Genomic DNA, 21,655 nt, shown 5'->3' with positions numbered 1-21,655 from the left:
AAAGCGCTTCAGAGTGGGCCTTTGTATTTCGATGCCGATAGGCAGTGAAGTCCAAGGTTTGTGCCTGCTGGACGCGCGACATCCAGCGGCGGCAAACCTGACAAGAAGGAACGCTCGTGCTAGTTGCTGCGAACACTATGACCGGCGGTCGAGCACGCAACGATCGCATCCAGAGCGCTCATGCTGGAGCGGCTGCAGCGCGGGGTCACCCGAGACCAGGGCCATCATCATGCGTGGCGACAATACTGCCGGATTCATCGCTCGCGTATAAGCCGCCAGCCCCCGAAAGCCACCGTCTGGACCGCACCGCCACACGGATCAGCACCGCCATCTGCTCGGACAATGATCCAGAAAGCCGATCATGCACGAGATTTGAAGCCGGCCCACCTCATGGGACCGGACCATTCCAGGCGCGAGGTGGCGGCATCTGGTCGATGCAAACAGATCCTTGTAGGCCTCGCGCAGAGCATTTTTTGTACCTTGCCCATGGTGTTGCGCGGCAGACTGTCGACCACCACCAGCCGGCGCGGATGCTTGAAGCGCGCGAGCGGCCCCTTGACCGTCTCCATGATCGCATCGGTGTCAGGGCCCTGCCCGTCTTGCGCCACCAGAATGCCCAGTACGGTTTCACCGAAATCGGGATGCGCCACACCGATAACGGCGCTTTCCAGCACGCCGGGCTGCTCGTCCAGCACCAGTTCGATTTCCTTGGGGTAGATGTTGTAGCCGCCAGAAATGATCATGTCCTTGCCCCGACCGACGATGCTGACATAGCCGTCGGCATCGGTCTGGCCCAAGTCGCCCGTGATGAAGAACCCGTCGTCACGCAGTTCGGCGGCGGTTTTTTCCGGCATCTGCCAGTACCCCTTGAATACATTCGGACCGCGCACTTCGATCACGCCGACCCCGCCCTGGGGCATGGTTTCTCCGGTGTCGGGGTGGGTGATCTTCAGTTCGCCCCCCCGGCAGCGGAAAGGTGCAGATATCCAGAGATCAACTCACCGGGCCGGCACACAGATTAGGTTTCGGACCGCTTGATGTCTTCTTTTGGACGTGATTCACGACCCGAGGAGCGTGGAAAAACAACGGGATATGCGCTTGCATGCCCGCCCGAGAGCAGCGCAAGACAAGCGGCTCAACCGCATCGAGTTCATGTTCGGCAGGCACAAGGATTGGCAGCGTGCGGCAAAGTTCTTCCGCTCAGCCATCGCCCCCGCTGCAGCTGTCATCCATTCGCCATAAGTCCAGACCTTGACTAATGATTAATTTGTCTGGGTCCGGTGGACAGTCAATCGGGTTTATGTAAACTTGATCGTGCAAAAGGGGCATCGGATAGAGATCTTGCGCGCATTCGTGACGCCAGCATATGCAAGAGAAGCGCTAAACTGCCGTCAAACACAGGCGGCCGCACGACCGATCGGTTCCTCGAGACATTCTGGCCGATCGAAGCGAGCCTCTGTTTCATTTGCCAATGCCATCGTGAAAGCAGTGCGACTTGATTGCCTGCTTGCAGCGATCCTTGTCACTACATTCTCGGCAGGGGCCTTGCAGGCGCAGACGCGCTTGGCCGACGCGGTGCTGGTCGCATCCGAGCGGGACCCGGGCATCACTGCGATGAGACAACAGGTAGCCCGCCGCGGAGTCGATATCGAGGCCGCAAGAGACGAGCGATATCCCCAATTCAGCCTGTCCGCCGATACCAGTTCGGTCGACGCGAATGGCGCCGGCATCACGCTGACCGTGTCGCAGGTCCTCTATGACTGGGGTCGCGTGGAAGGCATGATCGCAAGTGCCTCGCAACAGCGCGTCAAGGCCGTCTCGGACCTCAAGATGGCGATTGAGGAACTGACGCTGGACGTGTCGAACTATTACATCGACGTTGAGGTGCTGGACCTCAAGATCGCGCGAACCCAAGACTATCTCGATTTCGCCCAGCGTATATCGGCAAACGCCTCTGAGCGCGCCGAGGCGGGACTGGGCGACCGGGGCGAGGTTGCGCGTGCGGGCCTGGAAGTCGGGCGGACCCAGGACCGTCTGCAGCAGTTGCGCAGCGATCGCGGATTGGCCCTGGCCCAACTGCAATTCCTGATGGGCCGCGCTCCTGGTGGCGTGTCTGCGCCGCCGGACCTTGGCTTCACCAGTCTCTATGGCAGCGGTAACGCGATTTCTTCGGCGGTCCGCATGTCGCCGGATTTCGTCGGAGCCAGGGCCGAGGCCGTGGCAGCCGAGGCCGGGATCGGCGTCGCCAAGGCGAAGCGTCTGCCAACCATTCGCTTGCAGGCAGAGGCCCGGGGCGGGCTGAACGGCGGGCGCAGCCGCACGGCCGTCGGGCTGTCAGCGGGCGTCGATCTGAACTCCGGCGCGTTTCAGGGCCGCCAGATTCAGGCCGCCCGTCTGGACGCAGCGGCGGCTCGATCAAACATGGATGCCATCGGCAGGAACCTTGCGAATGCCGCGCGTACCGCGATGGAACGAATTCGCGTGCTGCGCGCAAGCGAAACGTCACAGCGAAACCAACTTGTGCAGGCCGACGCGGTTCTAGCCACTTACGAAGAACAGTTTATCGCCGGGCAGCGCGAGTTGATCGACCTTCTGACGACGGCGCGCGATCTTTATGACGCGCAGATGGATGCGATTGACACCTATGATGATCGCCGGCGGGCAGAATATCAGGCCGCCCGCGACCTGGGCGTTCTCGGAACGCTTATTCTTTCCCGGTCCCGGAGCGGTTGAGGATGAGCGATACAAGCGACCCCGATCAACCTCGCACCACCGACCACCTTGCTCTCGGTCTTGTCGAATTGTGCCGCGTTCATGGTGTCGCCGCGTCGCCCGAGCGTCTGACCGACGGCCTGCCCCGCGCCAACGGTGAACCGCTGCATGTGCGCGATACCGCGCTGGCGCTGAGGCGGGTGAACATGAGCTGCCGTGTCAGCTCCGAGCCCCTCACATCGCTTGGGGATCACATCCTGCCGGTGCTGCTTTTCCTGCGCGACGGTCGCACGGTTGTTCTGGAGTCCATAAGAAACGACCAGGCCAGCCTGCTGCTGCCAGAGGCCGCAGGCGGTCGCGACGTGTGGCCGATCCAGAAGCTGACGCAAGAACATGACGGGCGCATCCTGATCTCGAAGCCTCTCGACATCGTCTCCGACCGGCTTGACGATGCAGGAGACAATAAAAGGCACTGGATCTTGGGTCCCGTCCTGGACAACTGGGCCATCTATCGCGACGTGATCATCGCATCCTTCGTGGCGAATCTTCTGGCGATCGCGACCGCTCTGTTCTCGATGCAGGTCTATGACCGGGTCGTTCCGAACAAGGCCTTCGACACGTTGTGGATCCTTGCCAGCGGGGTTGGCATCGCGATCCTGCTTGAGGTCGCGCTGAGGATCATGCGTGCCTCGCTGATTGACGTTTCGGGACGCGATCTCGACCTTCGACTTTCAGCGCAGCTTTTCGACCGCGTGTCGAACCTGCGCTTGTCGCACCAGCCGAAATCGACCGGCGTCTTTGCCAACCAGGTCCGCGACTTCGCCACGGTGCGAGAGTTCTTTACATCGGGAACCGTCACCGCCTTGTGCGATATCCCGTTTGTCGCGATTTTCATTGGCGTTCTGGCCTTCCTGGGCGGCCCGCTGGCCTTGGTGACCCTGGCGGCGGTCGTGCTGACCGTCGTGCCGGGCCTTGTCCTGCAACGTCGCCTTGGCCGCGCGTCGCGGGAAAACATCCGCGAGGCGGCCGCATTGAACGGGCTGCTGCTGGAAACGGTATCGAACCTGGAAACGGTCAAGGCGGCCCGTGCCGAAGGACGTCTTCAACGGGCCTATGCGCAGCTGACGGCGACGATGGCGACGACCGCGGTCAGGACGCGGGGGCTGACCAACCTCATGTCCCAGATCGTCACCTCGATCCAGAAATTCGCCTATGCGGGCGTTATCATTGTCGGCGTCTATCTGATCAGTTCAGGTCAGTTAACGGTCGGCAGCCTCATTGCCTGCACGTTGCTTTCCAGCCGCACGCTGGCGCCGATGGGACAGATCGCAGGGCTGCTGGCACGCTGGCAGCACGTCCGCGCCGCGATGGAGGGGCTGGACGGCATCATGAAAATGCCCGTCGAAAGATCGTCCGATCGCCACTATGTTCGGGCTGCTTCTGTGGCGGGCGCTTATCGGCTGGACGATGTCCGTTTCCGCCACGACCCTGATGCCGCTCCGGTCGTCAACATTCCACAACTGCAAATCGCGGCAGGTGAGAAGATCACGCTTCTTGGCGGAAACGGTTCGGGGAAATCGACGCTGCTTCGCCTGCTTGCTGGCCTGACCGATCCACAAGAAGGCATGGTCCTGGTCGACGATCTTGCGCTCAGCCAGATCGACCCCATCGATCGGCGGCGGCAGATCGGATATCTGCCCCAGAATGTCGCTCTCTTTCAGGGAACGCTTCGGGACAACCTGCTGCTGGATCATGGCCTGCACAGCGATGATGAACTGCTGGCGGCGCTGGATGCGGTCGGACTTGGCACCTATGTCCGCCGTCATGTGCGGGGTCTGGACCTGCAGATTTACAGCAATGCGAATGTCTCGGGTGGGCAGAAGCAGGCGATCGGGCTGGCGCGGGTCATCCTGCAGGATCCGAAGGTGGTCCTGCTGGACGAACCGACTTCTGCCTTTGATCACGTCACCGAAGCGAAGGTGATCGGATTTCTGCGCCAGTGGCTTGAAGGACGAACCGCGATCATCTCGACCCACAAACGCGAGGTGTTGGGTCTGACAAGCCGGGCGATCGTCTTGAAGGATGGCCGGGTCGCGCGGGACGGAGACCTGCTGGAAATCCTGAATGCGGCAAGGGCCGAAAAGGCGCAGAAGAAGCCCGTCCAAGTCGTTACATGATCGACGAAGATGCCCATCAGACCAGCCATGTCGATGGAAGCTATCGTCGATTGGCCCTTAAGCGCGCGCGACTGACGGTCCATATCGTCCTGCTGACGGTTGCTGTCGCGGTCGGATGGAGCGCTTTCGCACAGATCGACCAGATCACGCGCGGCGACGGCCGGGTCATTCCCTTGCGTCGGATGCAAAGTATCGAAAGCCTGGAAGGTGGCATCCTGTCCGACCTGCTGGTCAGCGAAGGCGATCTGGTCAAGGAAGGGCAGATCATCGCAAATCTCGACGCAACCCGGTCGCGGGCGGCCTTTCTGTCTGCGCAGTCCGAGGTCGAATCGCTGAAGGCAGAGGTGGAGCGCCTTGAGGCCGAGGTGCTTGAAAAGCCTGCGCTGGATTTCGGTGGCAATCCCACCGCCACCGAGCAAACGGAACTGCGCCTCTTCAACGCTCGACGGACACGACTGGAAGCGTCTTTGAAGGCGCTGGAAGGCGAGCGAAGCTCGGTTCAGCAGCAGCTTGATATCACCGGACCGTTGGCAAGCTCTGGCTCGGTCAGCAGGATCGACGTGCTGCAGTTGCAGCAGAAGCTGGCCGAACTTGAAGGCAAGATCAGCGAAGCGAGGAACGGTTATGTTCAGGACGCGTATCGCGACTTGGCCGAACGTCGTGCAAAACTGTCGTCGCTGCAGCAGGAACTGGTGCAGAAAGAGGCGGAGCTGGGCCGCACTGTCGTCCGATCACCGGTCGAGGGGCGCATCAACGATATCCTGATCACCACTCTGGGCGGCGTGGTCCAACCGGGAGAGGCGATCATGGAGATCACGCCGATCGACGACGAATTGCTGATCGAAACCCGTGTCCTGCCCCGCGACGTCGCCTTCATTGCGCCCGAGATGCCTGCAAGCGTCAAGATCACAGCTTATGACTTCTCTGTCTACGGCGATCTTCGCGGCAAGGTGACCCAGATCTCCGAGGACACCGTCGAGGAGGATACGCCGAATGGCCCGCAGGATTACTATCGGGTGATGGTCCGCACCGAACGAAGCTATCTCGAACGGTTCGGGGACCGTTTTCCGATAAGACCGGGCATGGTTGCCCAAGTCGATATCGAAAGCGGCAAGCAATCCATCCTCAGCTATCTGAGCCGACCGCTTTTGCGGGCACGTTTACGTTAGCGGAAGGGACGATCTTATCTCTCATGATCTCGCACAAGACCTTGCATCATTGCATCCTCGTTCTTGCCACCACCTTGGGCGCGGCCTCTGGGTCCTCGGCCAATGTCTATGATCGCGTGACGGTCCGCGGTGCGGAGCTGATCCCCGAGGAGGACATCCGCAAGACTTGCGGCGAATTGCAGGGTATCTACATCGACGAGGCAGAAATGCGTGCCGTCGAGGAATGTCTGATGTCCACGGCCGTTTTCGAGAGGGTGTCGATTTCGGGTGAAGGTAGGGCGCTGGTCATCGATGTCACTGAAATCGAACAGCGCCCAGGCCGCATCGATGCGGGAATTTCCTGGGTCAATGACCGCAGCCTGACCGGCACCCTGTCCTACGAGCAGTTCAACCTGATCCCGGACAGCTTTACCGCGATTCACGGCGATTTCAGCCGCGACGTGGAAAGCTTTGATATGAATTTCTATCGCCCCGAGGCATTCGGGCCGAAACTGCATTTCGGCATCGACCTGACCGGCGAGAATGCGGATTACCGAGACTTGTCCTTTTCGGTTCGCAACCGTCAGGCCGAGGCCTATCTGGCGTGGACTCCGCGCCAGCATTTGCGGATCGAATACGGGCTGGGCTACCGGGATCATCGCCTTTACGACGTGAATGCCTCCGCAAGCCGGCTTCTGCTGCGTGATCGCGGTCAGCAGGACGCGCCTTTCCTGCGCTTCGGGCTGACTTATCGCGATGCAGAGGCGGATCGTCCGGGCTGGTTCGTCCGGGTCGAGCAATTCCTGTGGAACATCGGCACCGCTTCCCCTGTCTCGGAAAGCCGGGTCGAGCTTGGCTCGACACTGAAGGCAAGCAGTCAGACCGACCTGATGCTGCGGCTTGGTGCCGGTCTGGTCGCAGGGCTTTCAGGCAACGACACGACAGCGCTGGATCGGCTGTTTCCCGGCGGTGACAGTTTTCGCGGTTTCGCACCTCGCGGCATCGGGCCTGCCGACCAAGGCGATATGCTGGGCGGAAATCGCTATCTTATCGCATCCGCAGAGTTGCAACGGGATCTGGGCAAGATCGCGGGTCAGCACTTGCGCGGTGGGGCCTTCGTCGACATCGGTTCGGTCTGGGATCTGGATGACGATCTTGACGGTCGCATCGACGATTCATCCCATATTCGCAGCAGCATCGGTCTGACCCTGTCGATGACGATCGGCGAAACGCCAGTCTCGGTCTATGCCGCGACGCCGTTGTCGCGTCAGCCGCAGGACAAACGCCAAAATTTCGGATTGATGGTCAGCGCCAACTTCTAGGGGCCGCTATGCGAGGCGGCGTTCGCGATTCCGGACGGCTTGCTGAAACAGCTTCATGTATCGGGGCGCGACCGACCGAAGGCTTTGTGCCTGTCCAATGATGCGGGCGGCGCGGCCCAGCCTTTGCCGTCGCGGGGGATCGTCCCTGAGGGCCCTGATCTCGGCGATCCAGCTATCGATACTGTCGGGCAGCAGCACGCCGTTGATTTCGTGCTGGATCAATTCCGTCGGATAGCCGCTTTGCGGCGCGATGACGCAACCGCCCCGCCCTAGAATTTCCATCAGCCCCCAATTGGCCACGCCAAAGCGAAGCGGGTAGAGAAAGAGATCAATCTCTGACAGGCGCTTCGTAAAGTCTTCATATGCCAGCTTGCCCGGCATATCCAACGCGCCGGCCGCGCAGGGATATTCGCGCATCAGGTAGTCTGCAAAATCGGCAATCTCACCTTTGTATCTCCGCTGAACCCATTGCTGCTCATAGCCGTAGGTCGCGCCGTCGGCGCCGCCAAGGGCAACAAAACGCGCATCGAACCCGTCGCGGACAAGTTGATCGACGATCCGGACATAGGTGTCGAAGCCTTTCGCGCTGGACAGGTCTCTCGCAGCGAACCCGATCGTGAATGGCCGATCTGTCGGCCGAGGGGGGAGTGGCGGGCCGAAATCCAGCCCTTCCAGTTGCACCTCGATATTGCCCTGCAGCGCGGCGGGGAACATGGCCTTCGCGTGATGGCTGGGGCAAATCACAAGATCGCTGCGCAGTGCCTGATGAAAATTCAGCATCTCGATGTTCTTGTCGGTCATCCGCTGCGACAGATCCGGCGGATAGGCCGGGTCCCATCCATGCGTGCGATAGCTGGGAAACTCGATATAGCTGACGATCGCGGCATCAATCTCATCATAGAGAAAATGCGGCGCACCCCACAGGGAATGCGTCACGACAACATCGATCTTGCGCTGCGCCTGGAACGAGCGCAGCGCAGACAGCAACCCTCGTCCTATCCGAGCAGAGCGTTCCAGTTTCGCGACATAGTGGTAGCCTTCGGATCCCACGATCGGTCCGTCGGGTCGAAATGCCAGAACATGTTGCCCCTTGTCGAGATTGCGGCTGCGATGACCCGGCGTGGTAAGAAAATAGGTTTCCGCCATCCCCGTCTTGCGCAGGTAGTCGCAAAGCGGACCGAACTGTCCCGGATAAACGGCCCCGGCGAAGACAACCACCAGCTTGCGGCCTGCCGATGCCGCGCTACTCATATCAGCTTGCGTTCCTGAGCCGCGATAACCGCCTGCGTGCGGTTGCTGACGCCCAACTTTTTGCAGATGGATTTGACATGCATCTTCACCGTTGGCTCGGCCAGGGAAAGATCAGCCCCAATGGCGCGGTTCGGCTTGCCCTCGGCCAAAAGCGCCAGTACCTCACTCTCACGTTTTGACAGGGCGCTGACGGGCGCTTCGGATGCCGTTGCCTGCTGCTCGACCAGTTCGATCGGCAGGTAACGGCCGCCCCCGGCCATAAATCGCATCTCATTGGCGAAGTTCTTCAACGACGCAGTCTTGAGGACGATCCCCGCCCCGCCAAGCGCCATCGCTTCTTCGACGACCGCCCTGCCGGGATTGCTGGTTAGAATCCCCACCGGCTTCCCGCCATTGTGTTTCAAGGCGCGCTCAAGGCCCTCGACGCCGTTCATGCCCGGCATGTCCAGATCCACCAGAACCAGATCGAACGGTCCGTCAGCGTCAATGGCGGCAAGCGCGGCGGGCAGATCGGCCACCGTAGTCAGGTCTATATCGGGAACACTCGCAAGATACATTTCCAACATGTCGAGGATCATGGCGTGGTCGTCCGCGACCAGCACGCGCAATCCGATGTTGTGTTGATCCGTCATATCCCGCGCTCGCTTCGCCTGTCTGTCGTCGACACGCATATCCCTGGGCCCGCTCGCACGCTACGTCCGACCGCAAGTTTTCCGCACCTGCGATACACGATCTTTCCTGTATCGAACAATTCCCGCCCTCTCATGTCAGATCCTCGGCGGCGGTCCGGGTCGATGTCACCGCGCCTTGCAGATCGGCTATCAGGTCGGCCAAGTCCGTCCGGCCCAGTTCAACGGCCCGTTCTATCGCCCGAAGCCGCGCTTCCACAAGGTTCAGCCCCGTCAGGCCACTTGCGCCGGTGGCCGCATGCAATCTGCGTCCTGTATCCGGGCCCAGCCCCTCGGTCGTCAGTTCATCCAGCACCGACTGGGCTTCATCCAGCGCCCGTATCATGAACGAGCGCGCCTTGTCCGGACCAAGCCTTTGGACAAGATCGCTGGCGGCCTGTGATGAGATCGCCCTGTCTCGGTCCTCGCTGATCATGTCGGGGTCAACAGCAGTAGGCACGTCTTGCGACATGATCCCGATCAGCGCGTTCTTCAATGTGTCCGAGCGGATCGGCTTTTCCAGGACAGAGACCATGCCTGCCTGCCGGCAGGCGCGTCTGATGCTGTCATCCGCATGCGCGGTAAGTCCCACGATCTTGCCGGTCCACCTGGTCGCAGAGGCCGGATCACCAGCGCATAACCGGGCCGCGAAATCGATGCCGCTCATCCTTGGCAGCGTCACGTCTGTCAGGATCAGTTCCACGCGGCGCGCCAGGTCGTCTCGCGACAAAAACGCCAGCGCCTCGGGTCCTCCGCCGGCAGAAACAACGATGGCACCAAAGCTTTGTAGGATATGGGTCAGCCATTCGCGGCTGGCCGGACTGTCCTCGACAAGCAGCAATGTCCGCCCGGTCAGGGGTGTGACCTGCACCGCTTCGGATGTTGCACGCTCCAACGGAAAACTGGCCGCTGGAAGGGTGAATTCCGCTTTCAGGATGGTGCCAATGATCCGCCCGTCCCCGCTTGCGGGCAGCGCACCACCGTCGGTTCCCCGGTCCCGAATCTCGATATGGCCGCCAAGTTGCCGCAAGGCATGCGCCAAGACGTTCAAACCTGCCGAAGGTCGGGATGTATCACCCGTGGCCTCTGGTGTTCCCTCGGGCACCGGCAGCCCCAAAGCACGCGCAAGGCGCGTCTTCTGCGCGGGCGGCAGCCCTCCTCCCTCGTCGCGGATCAAAAATTTGACCCGCCATTCCGTGCCATCCGCAAGTTCGGTGCCCAGCGGCTGTGGCAGCTGCGTGCAGTTCAGCACGATCTCGACCCGTCCGCCGCCATGATTGACGGAATTGTCGATCACATTCTGGCACAGGGCGCGCACGAATCGCACCGGCCCATGCAGGATAAGGCTGTCAGGAACATCTGTCGTCAGGATCAATTCGGTTGACCGTGCCTTCGCGATGGGCTCGACCAGCGCGACGAGGCTTCTGACTTCTTCAGCGATGGAAAAATCTTCGTCCGGCTGTCCACCGTGACCGCCCTGTTCGCCACGGATCACGGCCAGCACATTGCTGATATGTTCCAATGCGGATTCCGCGGCCAGCCGTATCTGCCGAGACTGTTCGTCGGTTCCCGAACGCGCCCTTATCAAGGCATCGGCCGATGCAAGCAGTGATTGAATGGGCGTGCGCAGATCGTGCGAAACCCGCATCAGCGTCGCCGAGCGTGCCCGATTTCGCAGCCAAGTCGATTCATGGTCGTTCTCGGCCAGACGCAGCAGGAATCCTTCGGCGGGGCCAAGGGGCACATGCACCACCTCGCCCTCGAACACCTGATCGTCCTGATGCCACGTTGCGTTCACGCTGCCGGCCCGGCGAACCCGCGCGCACAGCTCTGGCCAGTCCAGCCGCGCCAAAAGTTCAACCTGGATGAGACCAAGACGGTTCGCGCCCTGATTCGCCAGAAGAACCCGACCTGCCGCATTCGCCAGCACCACGGCTCTGCGATCGGTTGCGATCAAACGAGCCATCGCCCTGAGGATCGGACGAACCGAGCTTGCAATATCGTGCCCGGATCCGACGGCCAGATCCTCGGATGAGCCTGCTTTTGGAGATTTCTCTTCAGGCACTGACGTCGAGACCTTGTGAATTCTAAGCCCGGCTGCCCGCTGCCTTGAAGGCGGCGCGATTTCAGCTTGTCCCACCAATCTGGACCAGGGCAGGTCTTCAAGACAAGTAGGACCTGATCGCGCCACCCTAACGTGTCCCATACATCTTATAGTTGACAGATCTTTAGTATGCATCCAAGATACATACTAACGTATATATTCACTATGCGGAACCCATACTATTCTTGCCCGCAGAGACGGGCCCTTGTGAAAGGATGATCCTGATGGCGCAAAGCATTATTCAAGCTGGCACACTGACCGAGGTGTCCATTCAGGCCCTGCCAGGCGACATCGGTGGCTATGCAAAGTCGGGTGACGATCTTATCGTCCAACTCCATTCCGGCGACGAGGTGCTGGTTCAGGGCTTCTATCAGCCCGACGCGAATGGCATGGCCCACAAGCTGGTCTTGGGCGACGGGACGGTCATCCTGGCCGACGGCACGGATGAGGAAGAGTTAGGCCTTGGTGCGGGCATGGTCGGCGCAGATGCCGCCGTTGCTGGACTAGGCGCGGCGGGCGTGGCGGCTGTGGCCGCTAGCGGGGGCGGCTCCGGCGGATCAGATGATCCGACCGACGGCACCGACCCGACTGACGGCACCGACCCGACCGATGGCACAGACCCGACCGACGGCACCGACCCGACTGACGGCACCGACCCGACCGATGGCACGGACCCGACCGATGGCACCGACCCGACCGATGGCACCGACCCGACCGATGGCACGGACCCGACCGATGGCACGGACCCGACCGATGGCACAGACCCGACCGACGGCACGGACCCGACCGATGGCACCGACCCGACTGACGGCACGGACCCGACCGATGGCACCGACCCGACCGACGGCACGGACCCGACCGATGGCACCGACCCGACCGACGGCACGGACCCGACCGATGGCACGGACCCGACTGACGGCACCGACCCGACCGATGGCACGGACCCGACTGACGGCACCGACCCGACCGATGGCACGGACCCGACCGATGGGGCCGAGCAGATGCAGGGTGTCCTCGACCCGATCCTGGGTGACGGCGGACTGTTGGGCGATGTAACCGGAAATTCCGGAGCGTTGGGTGAGCTGACCGGATCGGACGGTCTTGCCGGGGACCTTCTGGGTGAAGACGGTTTGCTTGGCGCAGTCGGCGACGATCTTCTGGGTGCGCCATTGCTGGGTGATGGCGTTGATGGATCCGCGGGTGTACTGGACCCCATCCTGGCAGATGGCGGCGTCCTTGGGGACATCACCGGCGACAATGCCGTACTGGGCGATGTCACCGGTGCTGACGGCCTGCTGGGCGATCTCGTCGGAAACGACGGCATACTTGGCGATGTGACCGGCGAAGACGGACTGGTCGGCGAACTGACCGGAACCGGCCTGCTGGGCGACGGCGACATGTCCGACGGGCCGGGTGACGGTATCGGCGGCATTCTGGACGGCGTCCTGGGAGACGGCACAGGAGACAATCTTCTTGGCGGCATCACCGATGCGCTGGGCGGGCTTGGCGGCGCAACAGAAGGCGGTGTCCTTGACCCGGTACTGGCTGACGGCGGGTTGTTGGGTGATGTCACCGGAAATGACGGCATCCTTGCAGAGGCCACCGGATCGGACGGATTGCTCGGCGACGTGATCGGTGATGAGGGCGTTCTGTCCGACCTGACCGGCAGCGGCGGCCTGGCCGGCGATGTGTTGGGAACGGGCCTGCTTGGTGATGGCTCTGACACGTCCGATGGTCCGCTAGATGGCATCGGCGGCGCTTTTGAAGATCTGTTGGGAGACGGAGGGGGAGACGGTGTGGCAGACCTTGCCGACGGCCTGCTCGGCGGGACCGAAGACCTTCTGTCGGGGATCACCGACACTCTGGCTGGTCTGTCGGGCGACAACCTGCCGGGTGATCTGCTGAATGGTGGAGGCCTGCTGGAGACGGTCGAAGGCGTGCTTGGCGGCAACGGTGACGGCCTTCTGGACCCCGTCCTGGGTGACGACGGAATTGCCGGAGCCATCACCGGAGGCTCCGGCGTTCTGGGCGAACTGACCGGATCTGAAGGGATCCTGGGCGACGTTGTCGGGGATGAAGGCCTGCTTGCGGGCGTCACCGAAGGGAACGGATTGCTGGACGGACTGCTGGACGACGAAGGCGGTGCGCTCGACGGGCTGCTGGGTGGCGGTGAAGGCGATCTGCTTGGTGGCATCACCGGTGGGTTGCTTGGCGACGGAGAAGCTGGCCTGTTCGCATCGCTTGGCGGTCAGGACGACCTCTTGTCGCCTGACAGCGGACTGCTGGGTGGCAGCGGAGATGAGACGACCGGCTAAGAAAGATGCCGCGGCGCACCCTGCCAAATCCGCCGCGGCATTCCTCTGCAACTTGCAAGGAGGGACGAAATGGACCCGGAAAAGCTGAATGAGAAGCTTTCGGAGTCGCGCATGGCGATTGCACATTGCCGCGTCTATGCCGAAGAAATCAGCTGCAGCGATGAAGATGTCTGCGCTTTGAAATGGCAGGTGAACGCGCAGGTCAGGCAACTCGTGGGTCTGCTGGATCAACTGGATCGGTTGATGACAAGCGATTCCACTTCAACGGTCGACCGCAAGCTTTGCAGGTTTCCCGCGCAGTTGGCCCGGCGCTGATGCAGCTTCGCAGTGCATTGGCCACCAAAAGTCCACGTTCAGAAGTCAATGTCCGGCCTCATGAATTGGCTTGCGGGCACATCGAGCCAGCTGTTTCGTCCGGGCATCTGGTGGATCGGGTTTAGAAAGAGGCTGTCTGGCTCGGAATTCCGGATATTGCAGATCTCTTCATGGGGTATAAGCTCGTGACCTGCTCTTCGACTATCGAGAGCGATATCACTGGCAGTCTAAGCCTGAACCGGGCCAGGAAAAAGGCTGCCGGGATTTCGCCGAACGACCTCATGCAAATCACGTCGGTTGCGGGGACTCGATTCCAGAAATACTTGCCTTTGCATGCCGCGAATTGGACAAGTTCGATGGCCTTCGCGGCGTAGCGACAACAATCCAGGCTCGCCGCATGGGGCGTGACGATCAGGTTGGGTGCCGAGAACAACGGATGATCGCTCTGCGGCGGCTCCGCCTCGAAGCTATCTACCGCGGCACCGGCGATCTCGCGCTGCCTGAGCGCGGCCTCGAGCGCGACCTCGTCGATTATCCCGCCGCGTGCCGTGTTGACCAGCACAGCGTGGCTCTGCATCTTGGAGAGAAACGCCGCATCCACCATGTGCCGCGTCGACGGAACCAGCGGGCAATGCAACGAGATGATATCAGAGTTCGCGATCAGCGCGCCGACGCTAGAGCAAGGTTCGATCTCATCTCCCGCGACATCCTCTGGCCGCAAAGCGGGATCGAAGGCGGTGACGTGCATCCCAAGAGCGCGCGCCATCGCGGCTGCCTCATGGCCGATCACGCCCATCCCGATGAGTCCGAGCCGGGTCCCCAGGATGTCCCTTCCGATGAAGGAGCCCTTAAGCCAGCGCCCTACCTTCGTCGCATGATCCAGATGCGGCAGCGATTTTCTCAGCGCAAGCATAAGCGTGATCGCATGTTCCGCGACCGCCCGTGCATTGGCGCCAACCGCGCGGAAAACCGGGATACCGCGCGCCTCCGCGGCGTGCAGATTGATGTTGTTCACACCGCTTCCGTGCTTGGCGATGAACTTCAGCTGATCGGAGGCTGCGATCACCTCCTCGGTGATCTTGCCTTGGGAGACCATGATAGCGCTGATCTTCTTTTCGCGTGCCAGTGCAACGACATCGGACAGTTCCGTGTGGGGCGGCGAAAATAGGCAGGCCAGTTCTTGGTCTTGTAGCTCGACGCATGCTGACAGGCTACCACGCTGAATTCACGAGATGAATCCCACGCAACCTTTCCGCAACAAAGTCGAGCACTGGTCGCCCGGGGCGAGGTTTCGGTTCAAAGCGTTCAGCGAGGTGTTCCAGGCGGATGTATTGTATCTGGCAATCTGGCACCAGACGGCATCTGCCCAGACTGTGGATTGCATTCACAACCACGTCACCCTAGTCTACCTGGCAAATGTCGGGAGAGAGCCGTCCTTGCATCGCCGGGCGTGCCAGATAATGCCGATGCAGCCCCGCATCCGAGGTCGGCAGTAAGCCCATCTTGCCGTCGACGGTAGCGTGTCGGGCCGCCCAAAAGTCGGCCCGCGACTTAGTCGGAGCCAAGCCCCAGCGCGTGTGGTAGTCTCTGCACATGGCGCTGCTTCGGAGGTAAGACTTGGGCAACTCATCCCGTCATGATGCATGGCAAGCAGGCGAAAGCTATGACCTCTACATGGGCCGATGGAGTCGCCAGATAGCGCCACTTTTCCTCGACCTACTGGGTGCCGAAAAGGACCTGGATTGGCTAGACGTCGGCTGCGGAACCGGCGCGTTGTCACAGGCCATCCTCGACACATCTAAGCCGAGACGGGTGGTCGGGGTTGACCCTTCCGAAGGCTTCGTCGCGTGGGCGCTTGAAATCGTGACAGACCCTCGTGTGACTTTCCTCGTCGGCGGGGCCGAGGCCTTTCCGGTCGAGGCTGACGAATTCGATCGAGTCGTCTCGGCCCTGGTGCTCAATTTTGTTCCGGACAAAGTCAAAGCGTTGAAGGAAATGAAGCGTGCCGCCCGTCCGGCCGGCCGGGTCTGCTTCTACGTATGGGATTACCCGAACGCCGGCGTGGAGTTCATGCGGGCCTTCTGGTCAGCCGCGGTTTCACTCGACCCGGGTGCTTCGGAGTTGGGGAAGGATGGACGGTTTCCTTTTTGCACCCCGTCCGACCTTAGGGCTCTGGTGGACGAAGCGGGCTTGGTCGTAATCCGAATCGAGGCTGTGGAAACGCCGACGCACTTTTCGGACTTCGACGACTACTGGCGGCCCTTCACCCTGGGTGCAGGCCCGGCCCCCGGCTACTGCGCCAGTCTGTCACCCGAGAAACGCGAAGAACTTCGGGCCACCTTGCAAGAGCGCCTGCCGACACAGGACGATGGCTCCATTCATCTGAGTGCACGCGCGTGGGCTGTTGAAGCCTCGGTCCAGTGAGGCAATCCCGGCCCGGAGGCAGGTGCGGCATCACCCCGGAATCGTCGCGTCTGCCGGTTTTCCCTATTGCCGAGAGAACTGCGCGGCGAGGAACCCGGCGCTGACAAAGAAAATGCCCGCGATGCCCCACGCACAAACGGTAAAAATACGCTCTTTCACTATCTCTGCCTTTCACGACGGTCATAAAGCGCGATATTTCCGCCATTGATCGCTGCGCACCACATGGACGGCCGGTTCGGTGAAGCTGCACAGCGGCAGCCACATCGACGATGAGTGGCCGCAAGGGGCCGAACGAGTAGCCACAGCATTATGCCAGCCCAGCAAACAGGCGATTGCTCTGACGACTTAATGGCACCATTCAAGGACTTTTTTTGCAGAGCATCGCTGCACGGACCAGAACCAGCACGCGCCATCCGAGACGTAAACCGATGGCTTACATCGAATATGTAATGCGGATCTCACTCAGACGTGCAATCGAGGGATAGCAACGACCCTCATTGTCTGCGTGGTCCGCCAGCGCCAACAGTATCAGGCGGGCTGTGGAGCCCAATTCTCTGCTCTCAAAAACGGCCGACATGATCCTGACACTCATATCGCACCCCCGACAACGATACATCCGCGGAACTTGCGATCATCGTTTGGGCACCTGCGGGTGACGCCGACGGACGACGAGTTTTTAGCGGTTCCAACAGGCTGTTTATCGAGATGGCTGCAGTTATCATGTTTCGGCTTCGTTTCCGCTATATCCTGATAACGCAACGGAACCGGCTTACTGATTTTATTTGGAAAATTCAGGGCTTTGGAGACCGATGCTCTACCAACTGAGCTATACTCCTGCAGCGCAGCCCTGAAAGGGGTTGCGACGCGCGCCGTCAAGCGCACAATCGGCGCGATATCACGCCGGGCGCGCACCAGGCAGGAATTACTGGATCCAGCCGCCGATATTTTCGCGGATGACCGACATCATCACCTCGATATGGGCCGGATCATCGTTCAGGCACGGGATGTAGGTGAAATCCTTGCCGCCTGCATGTTCGAAGCTTTCGCGGATCTCTCCGTTGATCTCTTCCAGGGTTTCGATGCAGTCCGCCGCGAAGGCGGGCGAAATCACCGCGATATCGGTGACGCCCTGCCCGGCCAGTTCGGCGACATGTTCGACGGTATAGGGACGCAGCCATTCCTCGCGGCCGAAGACCGACTGGAAGGTGGTGTCGATCACGCCGTCGGGCCAGCCAAGTTCCTGTTGCAGAAGGCGCGAGGTCTTCTGGCACTGGCAGTGATAGGGATCGCCCTGCATCAGGTATCGCCGTGGCATGCCGTGATATGACGCGACCAGTCGGGACGGCACCCGGTCCCCCAGCGTCCGGCGGACCGACCCCGCCAGCGCCGCGATATAGTCTGGCCGGTCGAAATAAGGGTCGCAGGTCCGCACCGAAGGTTGCCAGGTCTGTTCCATCAGCGCCCGGAACAACTGGTCGTTCGCCGTCGCCGAGGTCGGCGCGGCGTATTGCGGATACAGCGGCAGGAACACGATCCGCCGACAGCCGGCCTTCACCATCCGGTCAAGCACATCCGAGGTCGAGGGATTGCCATAGCGCATGCAGAAATCGACCATCACCTTGTCGCCCCATTCGGCCTGGGCCCGGTCGCGCAGCGCCGCCGTCTGATCGCGGGTGATCGTCATCAGCGGGCTTTCGCCCTTGTCTTCGTTCCAGATCAGCTTGTAGTTCGCGCCGGAACTGAACGGTCGCTTGGTCAGGATGATCCCCTGCAGGATCGGCTGCCATTTCCAGCGCGGCAGGTCGATCACCCGGCGGTCGGACAGGAATTCGTTCAGATAACGGCGCATCGACCAGTAATCATAGCCGTCGGGCGTGCCCAGATTGGCGATCAGGATGCCGGTTCTGGCGGGCTGGATCGCGGGGTGATCGGCGGGCGCGTGGTCTGGCGTCATGGCTTGTTCCTGATTTCGTTCAGCGCATCGGCTAGGCGGGTCTTGGCAGATCCAGGCCGCAGCGGTTTGGGCTGCGATTCGGACGGGGCCCATCCGGTCAGAAAGACCAGATCGAAGGTCGTTGCGACACGGGACGGATCGTCGCGGTCGGGATGATGTTCGGCCATGATCGCGGCGGCGCGGGCAAAGACCTCGCGCCGTGTCGGACGGCGCAGGCGGGCGGCCATGGCGTTGCCCTCGCCCATGGCGCGCAGGTCGCGCGCCAGATGGATCAGATCGCGATAGCTGGCCCGCTGGCTGACCAGGTCGGCGACCGGCAGCGCCAGCCCGGCACGTCCCAGCAGCGCGCCCATGTCGCGGATCTCGCCCATCGGCAGGATGCGGGGCGACAACCCGCCCGTCACTTCGGCTTCGGCCTGCGCCAGGGCCTGGCGAACCTCGTGCAGGGTCTGGCCGCCAGGACAGGCGGCGATGAACAACCCGTCTTCGCGCAGGGCGCGTGCCGATTGCACGATTTGTCCAACCGGGTCGTCCGCCCAGTGCAGAGACATGGCGTGAATCACAAGATCATGCGCGCCGGGACGCAGGTCCAGAACCGGATCATCGGCCACGATCCTCGCATCCGGGAAACGCGCGCCCCAGAGATCGGCAAATCCCGTCACCAGGGCGGGTTGCGTAAACGATCTGTTAATCTCGGCCAGCCTATCGTGGATCTCGTCCGCGGCAAGGCGGTGCAGGACATCGGCATGACCCGTGCGGATCGCGCGCCGGCGCTGACGGTTCAGCGCCGCGCGGTCGGTCAGAACAGGGCGATCGGTGGCAGAGGGGGCTTCCATGGGGATGCAACATAGGGTGCTTCGCAGGGCGATGAAAGGCGCGCTGACACTGCTGTATCCGCCGCAATGCATCGGTTGTGGCGTACCCGTCGCGGGCAGCGCCGAAGGCGACACGGGGCTGTGTCCGGATTGCTGGCGCGAGACGCGCTTCATCACCGGCACGGCGTGCAACCGCTGCGGCGCCCCGCTGCCCGATGACGGCACCGGCCGTGCCGACGACGAATCGCTGATCTGCGACGATTGCCTGGCGATCGCACGCCCCTGGCGGCACGGCCGCGCGGCGGTGGTCTATTCCGGCACGGGTCGCGGCCTGATCCTGGCGCTGAAACATGGCGACCGGCCCGACCTGGCGCCTTTTCTGGCAGGCTGGCTGTCCCGTTCGGCCGCGCCGCTCTTGCGGCCCGGCATGGTCATCGCGCCGGTCCCTCTGCATCTTCGGCGGCTGATGAAGCGGCGCTACAATCAGGCGGCACTGGTTTCGGCGCATCTGGCCAGGTTGCGCGGGCTGCAACATATGCCCGATCTGCTGATCCGCCACCGCCACACGCAGGGTCAGGACCATCGCAACGTCAGCGACCGTTTTGCCAATATCGCCGGTGCGTTGGGGGTGAACCCCCGCCGCAGCGCGCGGATCGAAGGCCGGGCGGTGCTGCTGGTCGACGACGTGATGACCTCGGGCGCGACGCTGGCCGCAGCGGCCGAGGCGCTGCTGACGGCCGGTTCGGGGCCAATATCGGTCGCGGTTCTGGCGCGCGCGGTCAAGGATGACTAGATTTGACCCTGGAACCTGATGACCGGAACGCCATGACCCAGAAACCTACAGTCGAAATCTACGCCACCCGCACCTGCCCGTTCTGCATCGCCGCCAAGGCGTTGCTGGATCGCAAGAATGTCAGCTATGCCGAGATCGATGTCGGCGCCGAACCCGAACGCCGGGCCGAGATGATGCAGCGCGCCCACGGCAAGCGCACGGTGCCGCAGATCTTCATCGGCGAAACCCATGTCGGCGGCAGCGACGAATTGCACGCTCTGGAACGCGCCGGCAAGCTGGACCCGCTGCTGCAGGGCAAAGCGGCATGACCGGGGGCGACACGTTGAAGGTCGGCCTGGTCCAGCTGAATGTCAGCGACGATCCGATCGCGAATCTGTCGCAGACCATTCCGCTGATCCGGCAGGCGGCTGCCGAGGGTGCACAGCTGGTGCTGACGCCCGAGGCTACGAATATCCTGTCGCCGGATCGCAAGCGCCAGGATGCGGTGCTGCATGTACAGGCCAAGGATCCGACCCTGTCGGCATTGCGATCCGAGGCGCGCGCGGCCGGGATCTGGCTGCTGATCGGATCGCTGGCGCTGAAATCCGACGATGGCGACCGTTTCGTCAATCGCAGCATCCTGATCGATCCCGAAGGCGACGTCGCGGCCAGCTATGACAAGCTGCACATGTTCGATGTGACGATTTCCGAGACCGAGCAATATCGCGAAAGCGCCGCCTATCGCCCCGGCGATCGGGCGGTGGTGACCAAGGCGGCAGGCGTGCCGGTGGGGTTGACCATCTGCTATGATCTGCGGTTCCCGCATCTTTACCGCAAGCTGGCGCAAGCCGGTGCGCGGATCCTGACGGTGCCCTCGGCATTCAGCCCGACAACCGGCGCCGCGCATTGGGAGGTGCTGATGCGCGCGCGCGCCATCGAGACCGGCTGCTTCGTGCTGGCCCCCGCGCAATGCGGCACGCATGACGCGCCGCACAGCCCCGATCGGGTGCCGCGCCGCAGCCACGGGCACAGCCTTGCCGTCGATCCGTGGGGCAAGGTGCTGGCTGACGGGGGCGTGACGCAAGGTCTGACCATGGTCGAGCTTGACCTTGGGGCAGTTGACAGGGCACGGTCGCGCATTCCCTCGCTGACCCATGACAGGCCATTCGACGGCCCGTGAGACTTGCCCAGACGATGAACAAGCCCGTGACAGACATCGAGAAACCGCAATCGACCGACCGGCTGGCCGCAAGCCTGTTCGCCGAGGTGCTGATTGCCGATCAGCTGTCACGCAACCTGATCAGCAAGGCGCTGCCGCGCGGCATGCAGATCTCGCATTTCTCGGTGCTGAACCTGCTGGCGCATGTGAACGAGGAGCGTACCCCCGCCCAGTTGGCCGAGGCGTTCCACGTCACGCGCGGCGCGATGACCAACACGCTGTCGCGGCTGGAATGGGCCGGGCATGTTCATATCCGCCCGGATTGGGACGACGCGCGGCGGAAGTTCGTGTCGATCAGCCCTGCGGGCCGCGCGGCGCGGGATGCGGCGATCGCCGCGTTCATGCCGCTGATTGCCGAAGTTGTGCGCGATATCGGGGCGGATCGGGTGCGCGGCGCGCTGCCGGTGCTGCGGGAACTGCGCATCCGGCTTGAAGGCGGGCCGGACTGAGGGCGGCCGG

The 21,655-nt window shown here is 62.2% G+C and carries 17 protein-coding genes and 2 pseudogenes; 12 read left to right on the top strand and 7 right to left on the bottom strand.

What is annotated here, in order from left to right; translation table 11 throughout:
- Nucleotides 1–438 precede the first annotated feature (438 nt).
- Nucleotides 439–975 (bottom strand): annotated as a pseudogene (locus tag J7359_RS14420) (malonyl-CoA synthase); the annotation flags it as partial.
- 91 nt (nt 976–1,066) lie between these two features.
- Here J7359_RS14420 and J7359_RS19970 point away from each other — a divergent pair.
- From J7359_RS19970 to J7359_RS14400, 5 genes and pseudogenes are all read left to right on the top strand, one after another.
- A pseudogene (locus J7359_RS19970) lies at nt 1,067–1,242 on the top strand (IS5/IS1182 family transposase); the annotation flags it as partial.
- A 237-nt stretch (nt 1,243–1,479) separates the two neighbouring features.
- Nucleotides 1,480–2,733 (top strand): TolC family protein, encoded by a 1,254-nt coding sequence (locus J7359_RS14415; protein ID WP_348524396.1) that lies wholly within the window; start codon nt 1,480–1,482, stop codon nt 2,731–2,733.
- Between the two features lie 2 nt (nt 2,734–2,735).
- Nucleotides 2,736–4,889 carry a type I secretion system permease/ATPase gene (locus J7359_RS14410; RefSeq protein WP_209057629.1) on the top strand — a complete coding sequence of 718 codons (2,154 nt, stop codon included), beginning with the start codon at nt 2,736–2,738 and terminating at the stop codon, nt 4,887–4,889.
- Nucleotides 4,886–6,058, top strand: coding sequence for an HlyD family efflux transporter periplasmic adaptor subunit (locus J7359_RS14405; RefSeq protein ID WP_209057628.1), 1,173 nt, complete (start codon nt 4,886–4,888; stop codon nt 6,056–6,058). Before J7359_RS14410 ends, J7359_RS14405 begins: the two co-directional genes overlap by 4 nt.
- A 23-nt stretch (nt 6,059–6,081) precedes the next feature.
- Nucleotides 6,082–7,359, top strand: a complete 1,278-nt coding sequence (locus tag J7359_RS14400; RefSeq protein WP_209057627.1) for a BamA/TamA family outer membrane protein — start codon at nt 6,082–6,084, stop codon at nt 7,357–7,359.
- A gap of 6 nt (nt 7,360–7,365) precedes the next feature.
- On the opposite strand, the gene J7359_RS14395 is transcribed toward J7359_RS14400, so the two are convergent.
- The 3 genes from J7359_RS14395 to J7359_RS14385 form a co-directional block, all read right to left on the bottom strand.
- Complete coding sequence (locus J7359_RS14395; RefSeq protein ID WP_209057625.1) at nt 7,366–8,610, bottom strand: glycosyltransferase; 1,245 nt, start codon at nt 8,608–8,610, stop codon at nt 7,366–7,368.
- A complete protein-coding gene (locus J7359_RS14390) occupies nt 8,607–9,281 on the bottom strand; it encodes a response regulator transcription factor (protein WP_247740416.1) in 675 nt (224 codons plus the stop codon). The genes J7359_RS14395 and J7359_RS14390 overlap by 4 nt, the downstream gene beginning before the upstream one ends.
- 91 nt (nt 9,282–9,372) lie before the next feature.
- Nucleotides 9,373–11,244 (bottom strand): response regulator, encoded by a 1,872-nt coding sequence (locus tag J7359_RS14385; protein WP_209057623.1) that lies wholly within the window; start codon nt 11,242–11,244, stop codon nt 9,373–9,375.
- 362 nt (nt 11,245–11,606) lie between these two features.
- Between J7359_RS14385 and J7359_RS14380 the strand changes: the two genes are divergently transcribed.
- Nucleotides 11,607–13,697, top strand: a complete 2,091-nt coding sequence (locus J7359_RS14380) for a hypothetical protein (protein WP_209057620.1) — start codon at nt 11,607–11,609, stop codon at nt 13,695–13,697.
- 69 nt (nt 13,698–13,766) lie between these two features.
- Nucleotides 13,767–14,012, top strand: a complete 246-nt coding sequence (locus J7359_RS14375) for a hypothetical protein (RefSeq protein WP_209057617.1) — start codon at nt 13,767–13,769, stop codon at nt 14,010–14,012.
- Between the two features lie 121 nt (nt 14,013–14,133).
- Here J7359_RS14375 and J7359_RS14370 read toward each other — a convergent pair whose 3' ends face one another.
- Nucleotides 14,134–15,138: an NAD(P)-dependent oxidoreductase gene (locus tag J7359_RS14370; protein ID WP_280637518.1), complete on the bottom strand. Its 1,005-nt coding sequence runs from the start codon at nt 15,136–15,138 to the stop codon at nt 14,134–14,136.
- A gap of 491 nt (nt 15,139–15,629) precedes the next feature.
- Between J7359_RS14370 and J7359_RS14365 the strand changes: the two genes are divergently transcribed.
- The gene (locus tag J7359_RS14365) at nt 15,630–16,436 is read left to right on the top strand and encodes a class I SAM-dependent methyltransferase (protein ID WP_209057610.1); all 807 of its coding nucleotides are present in this window, start codon (nt 15,630–15,632) and stop codon (nt 16,434–16,436) included.
- Nucleotides 16,437–17,358: 922 nt separating this feature from the next.
- Here the strand turns inward: J7359_RS14365 and hemH are convergent.
- Together hemH and J7359_RS14350 are read right to left on the bottom strand one after the other, a co-directional pair.
- A complete protein-coding gene (hemH, locus tag J7359_RS14355) occupies nt 17,359–18,390 on the bottom strand; it encodes a ferrochelatase (protein WP_209057604.1) in 1,032 nt (343 codons plus the stop codon).
- Entirely contained in the window at nt 18,387–19,226 is an 840-nt protein-coding gene (locus J7359_RS14350; RefSeq protein ID WP_209057601.1) for an SAM-dependent methyltransferase, read from the bottom strand. The genes hemH and J7359_RS14350 overlap by 4 nt, the downstream gene beginning before the upstream one ends.
- On the opposite strand from J7359_RS14350, the gene J7359_RS14345 reads away from it, so the two are divergent.
- Genes J7359_RS14345 through J7359_RS14330 form a run of 4 tightly spaced genes read left to right on the top strand, consistent with a single transcriptional unit; the run spans nt 19,225 to nt 21,645 of the window.
- On the top strand, nt 19,225–19,998 hold the full coding sequence (locus tag J7359_RS14345) for a double zinc ribbon domain-containing protein (RefSeq protein ID WP_247740415.1): 774 nt from the start codon (nt 19,225–19,227) through the stop codon (nt 19,996–19,998). The two genes, J7359_RS14350 and J7359_RS14345, sit on opposite strands and share 2 nt — an antisense overlap.
- Before the next feature lie 32 nt (nt 19,999–20,030).
- A complete protein-coding gene (grxC, locus tag J7359_RS14340; protein WP_209057649.1) occupies nt 20,031–20,306 on the top strand; it encodes a glutaredoxin 3 in 276 nt (91 codons plus the stop codon).
- Complete coding sequence (locus J7359_RS14335; protein WP_247740414.1) at nt 20,303–21,157, top strand: carbon-nitrogen hydrolase family protein; 855 nt, start codon at nt 20,303–20,305, stop codon at nt 21,155–21,157. Before grxC ends, J7359_RS14335 begins: the two co-directional genes overlap by 4 nt.
- Before the next feature lie 14 nt (nt 21,158–21,171).
- Nucleotides 21,172–21,645, top strand: coding sequence for a MarR family transcriptional regulator (locus J7359_RS14330; RefSeq protein ID WP_209057599.1), 474 nt, complete (start codon nt 21,172–21,174; stop codon nt 21,643–21,645).
- Nucleotides 21,646–21,655 lie beyond the last annotated feature (10 nt).

Origin of the sequence: Paracoccus sp. R12_2 (assembly GCF_017744015.1) — a bacterium.
GTDB lineage: Bacteria > Pseudomonadota > Alphaproteobacteria > Rhodobacterales > Rhodobacteraceae > Paracoccus.
Note: the sequence above shows the minus strand (reverse complement) of the source record. Positions and strands in the feature narration are given on the sequence as shown.

Excerpts from the sequence above, each read along its gene's own strand:
- hemH (WP_209057604.1), bottom strand. The coding sequence starts at position 18,390 with ATGACGCCAGACCACGCGCCCGCCGATCACCCCGCGATCCAGCCCGCC.
- J7359_RS14405 (WP_209057628.1), top strand. The coding sequence starts at position 4,886 with ATGATCGACGAAGATGCCCATCAGACCAGCCATGTCGATGGAAGCTAT.
- J7359_RS14380 (WP_209057620.1), top strand. The coding sequence starts at position 11,607 with ATGGCGCAAAGCATTATTCAAGCTGGCACACTGACCGAGGTGTCCATT.
- J7359_RS14410 (WP_209057629.1), top strand. The coding sequence starts at position 2,736 with ATGAGCGATACAAGCGACCCCGATCAACCTCGCACCACCGACCACCTT.
- J7359_RS14330 (WP_209057599.1), top strand. The coding sequence starts at position 21,172 with ATGAACAAGCCCGTGACAGACATCGAGAAACCGCAATCGACCGACCGG.
- J7359_RS14390 (WP_247740416.1), bottom strand. The coding sequence starts at position 9,281 with ATGCGTGTCGACGACAGACAGGCGAAGCGAGCGCGGGATATGACGGAT.
- J7359_RS14350 (WP_209057601.1), bottom strand. The coding sequence starts at position 19,226 with ATGGAAGCCCCCTCTGCCACCGATCGCCCTGTTCTGACCGACCGCGCG.
- J7359_RS14375 (WP_209057617.1), top strand. The coding sequence starts at position 13,767 with ATGGACCCGGAAAAGCTGAATGAGAAGCTTTCGGAGTCGCGCATGGCG.
- J7359_RS14395 (WP_209057625.1), bottom strand. The coding sequence starts at position 8,610 with ATGAGTAGCGCGGCATCGGCAGGCCGCAAGCTGGTGGTTGTCTTCGCC.
- J7359_RS14345 (WP_247740415.1), top strand. The coding sequence starts at position 19,225 with ATGGGGATGCAACATAGGGTGCTTCGCAGGGCGATGAAAGGCGCGCTG.
- J7359_RS14385 (WP_209057623.1), bottom strand. The coding sequence starts at position 11,244 with ATGGCTCGTTTGATCGCAACCGATCGCAGAGCCGTGGTGCTGGCGAAT.
- J7359_RS14335 (WP_247740414.1), top strand. The coding sequence starts at position 20,303 with ATGACCGGGGGCGACACGTTGAAGGTCGGCCTGGTCCAGCTGAATGTC.
- J7359_RS14400 (WP_209057627.1), top strand. The coding sequence starts at position 6,082 with ATGATCTCGCACAAGACCTTGCATCATTGCATCCTCGTTCTTGCCACC.
- grxC (WP_209057649.1), top strand. The coding sequence starts at position 20,031 with ATGACCCAGAAACCTACAGTCGAAATCTACGCCACCCGCACCTGCCCG.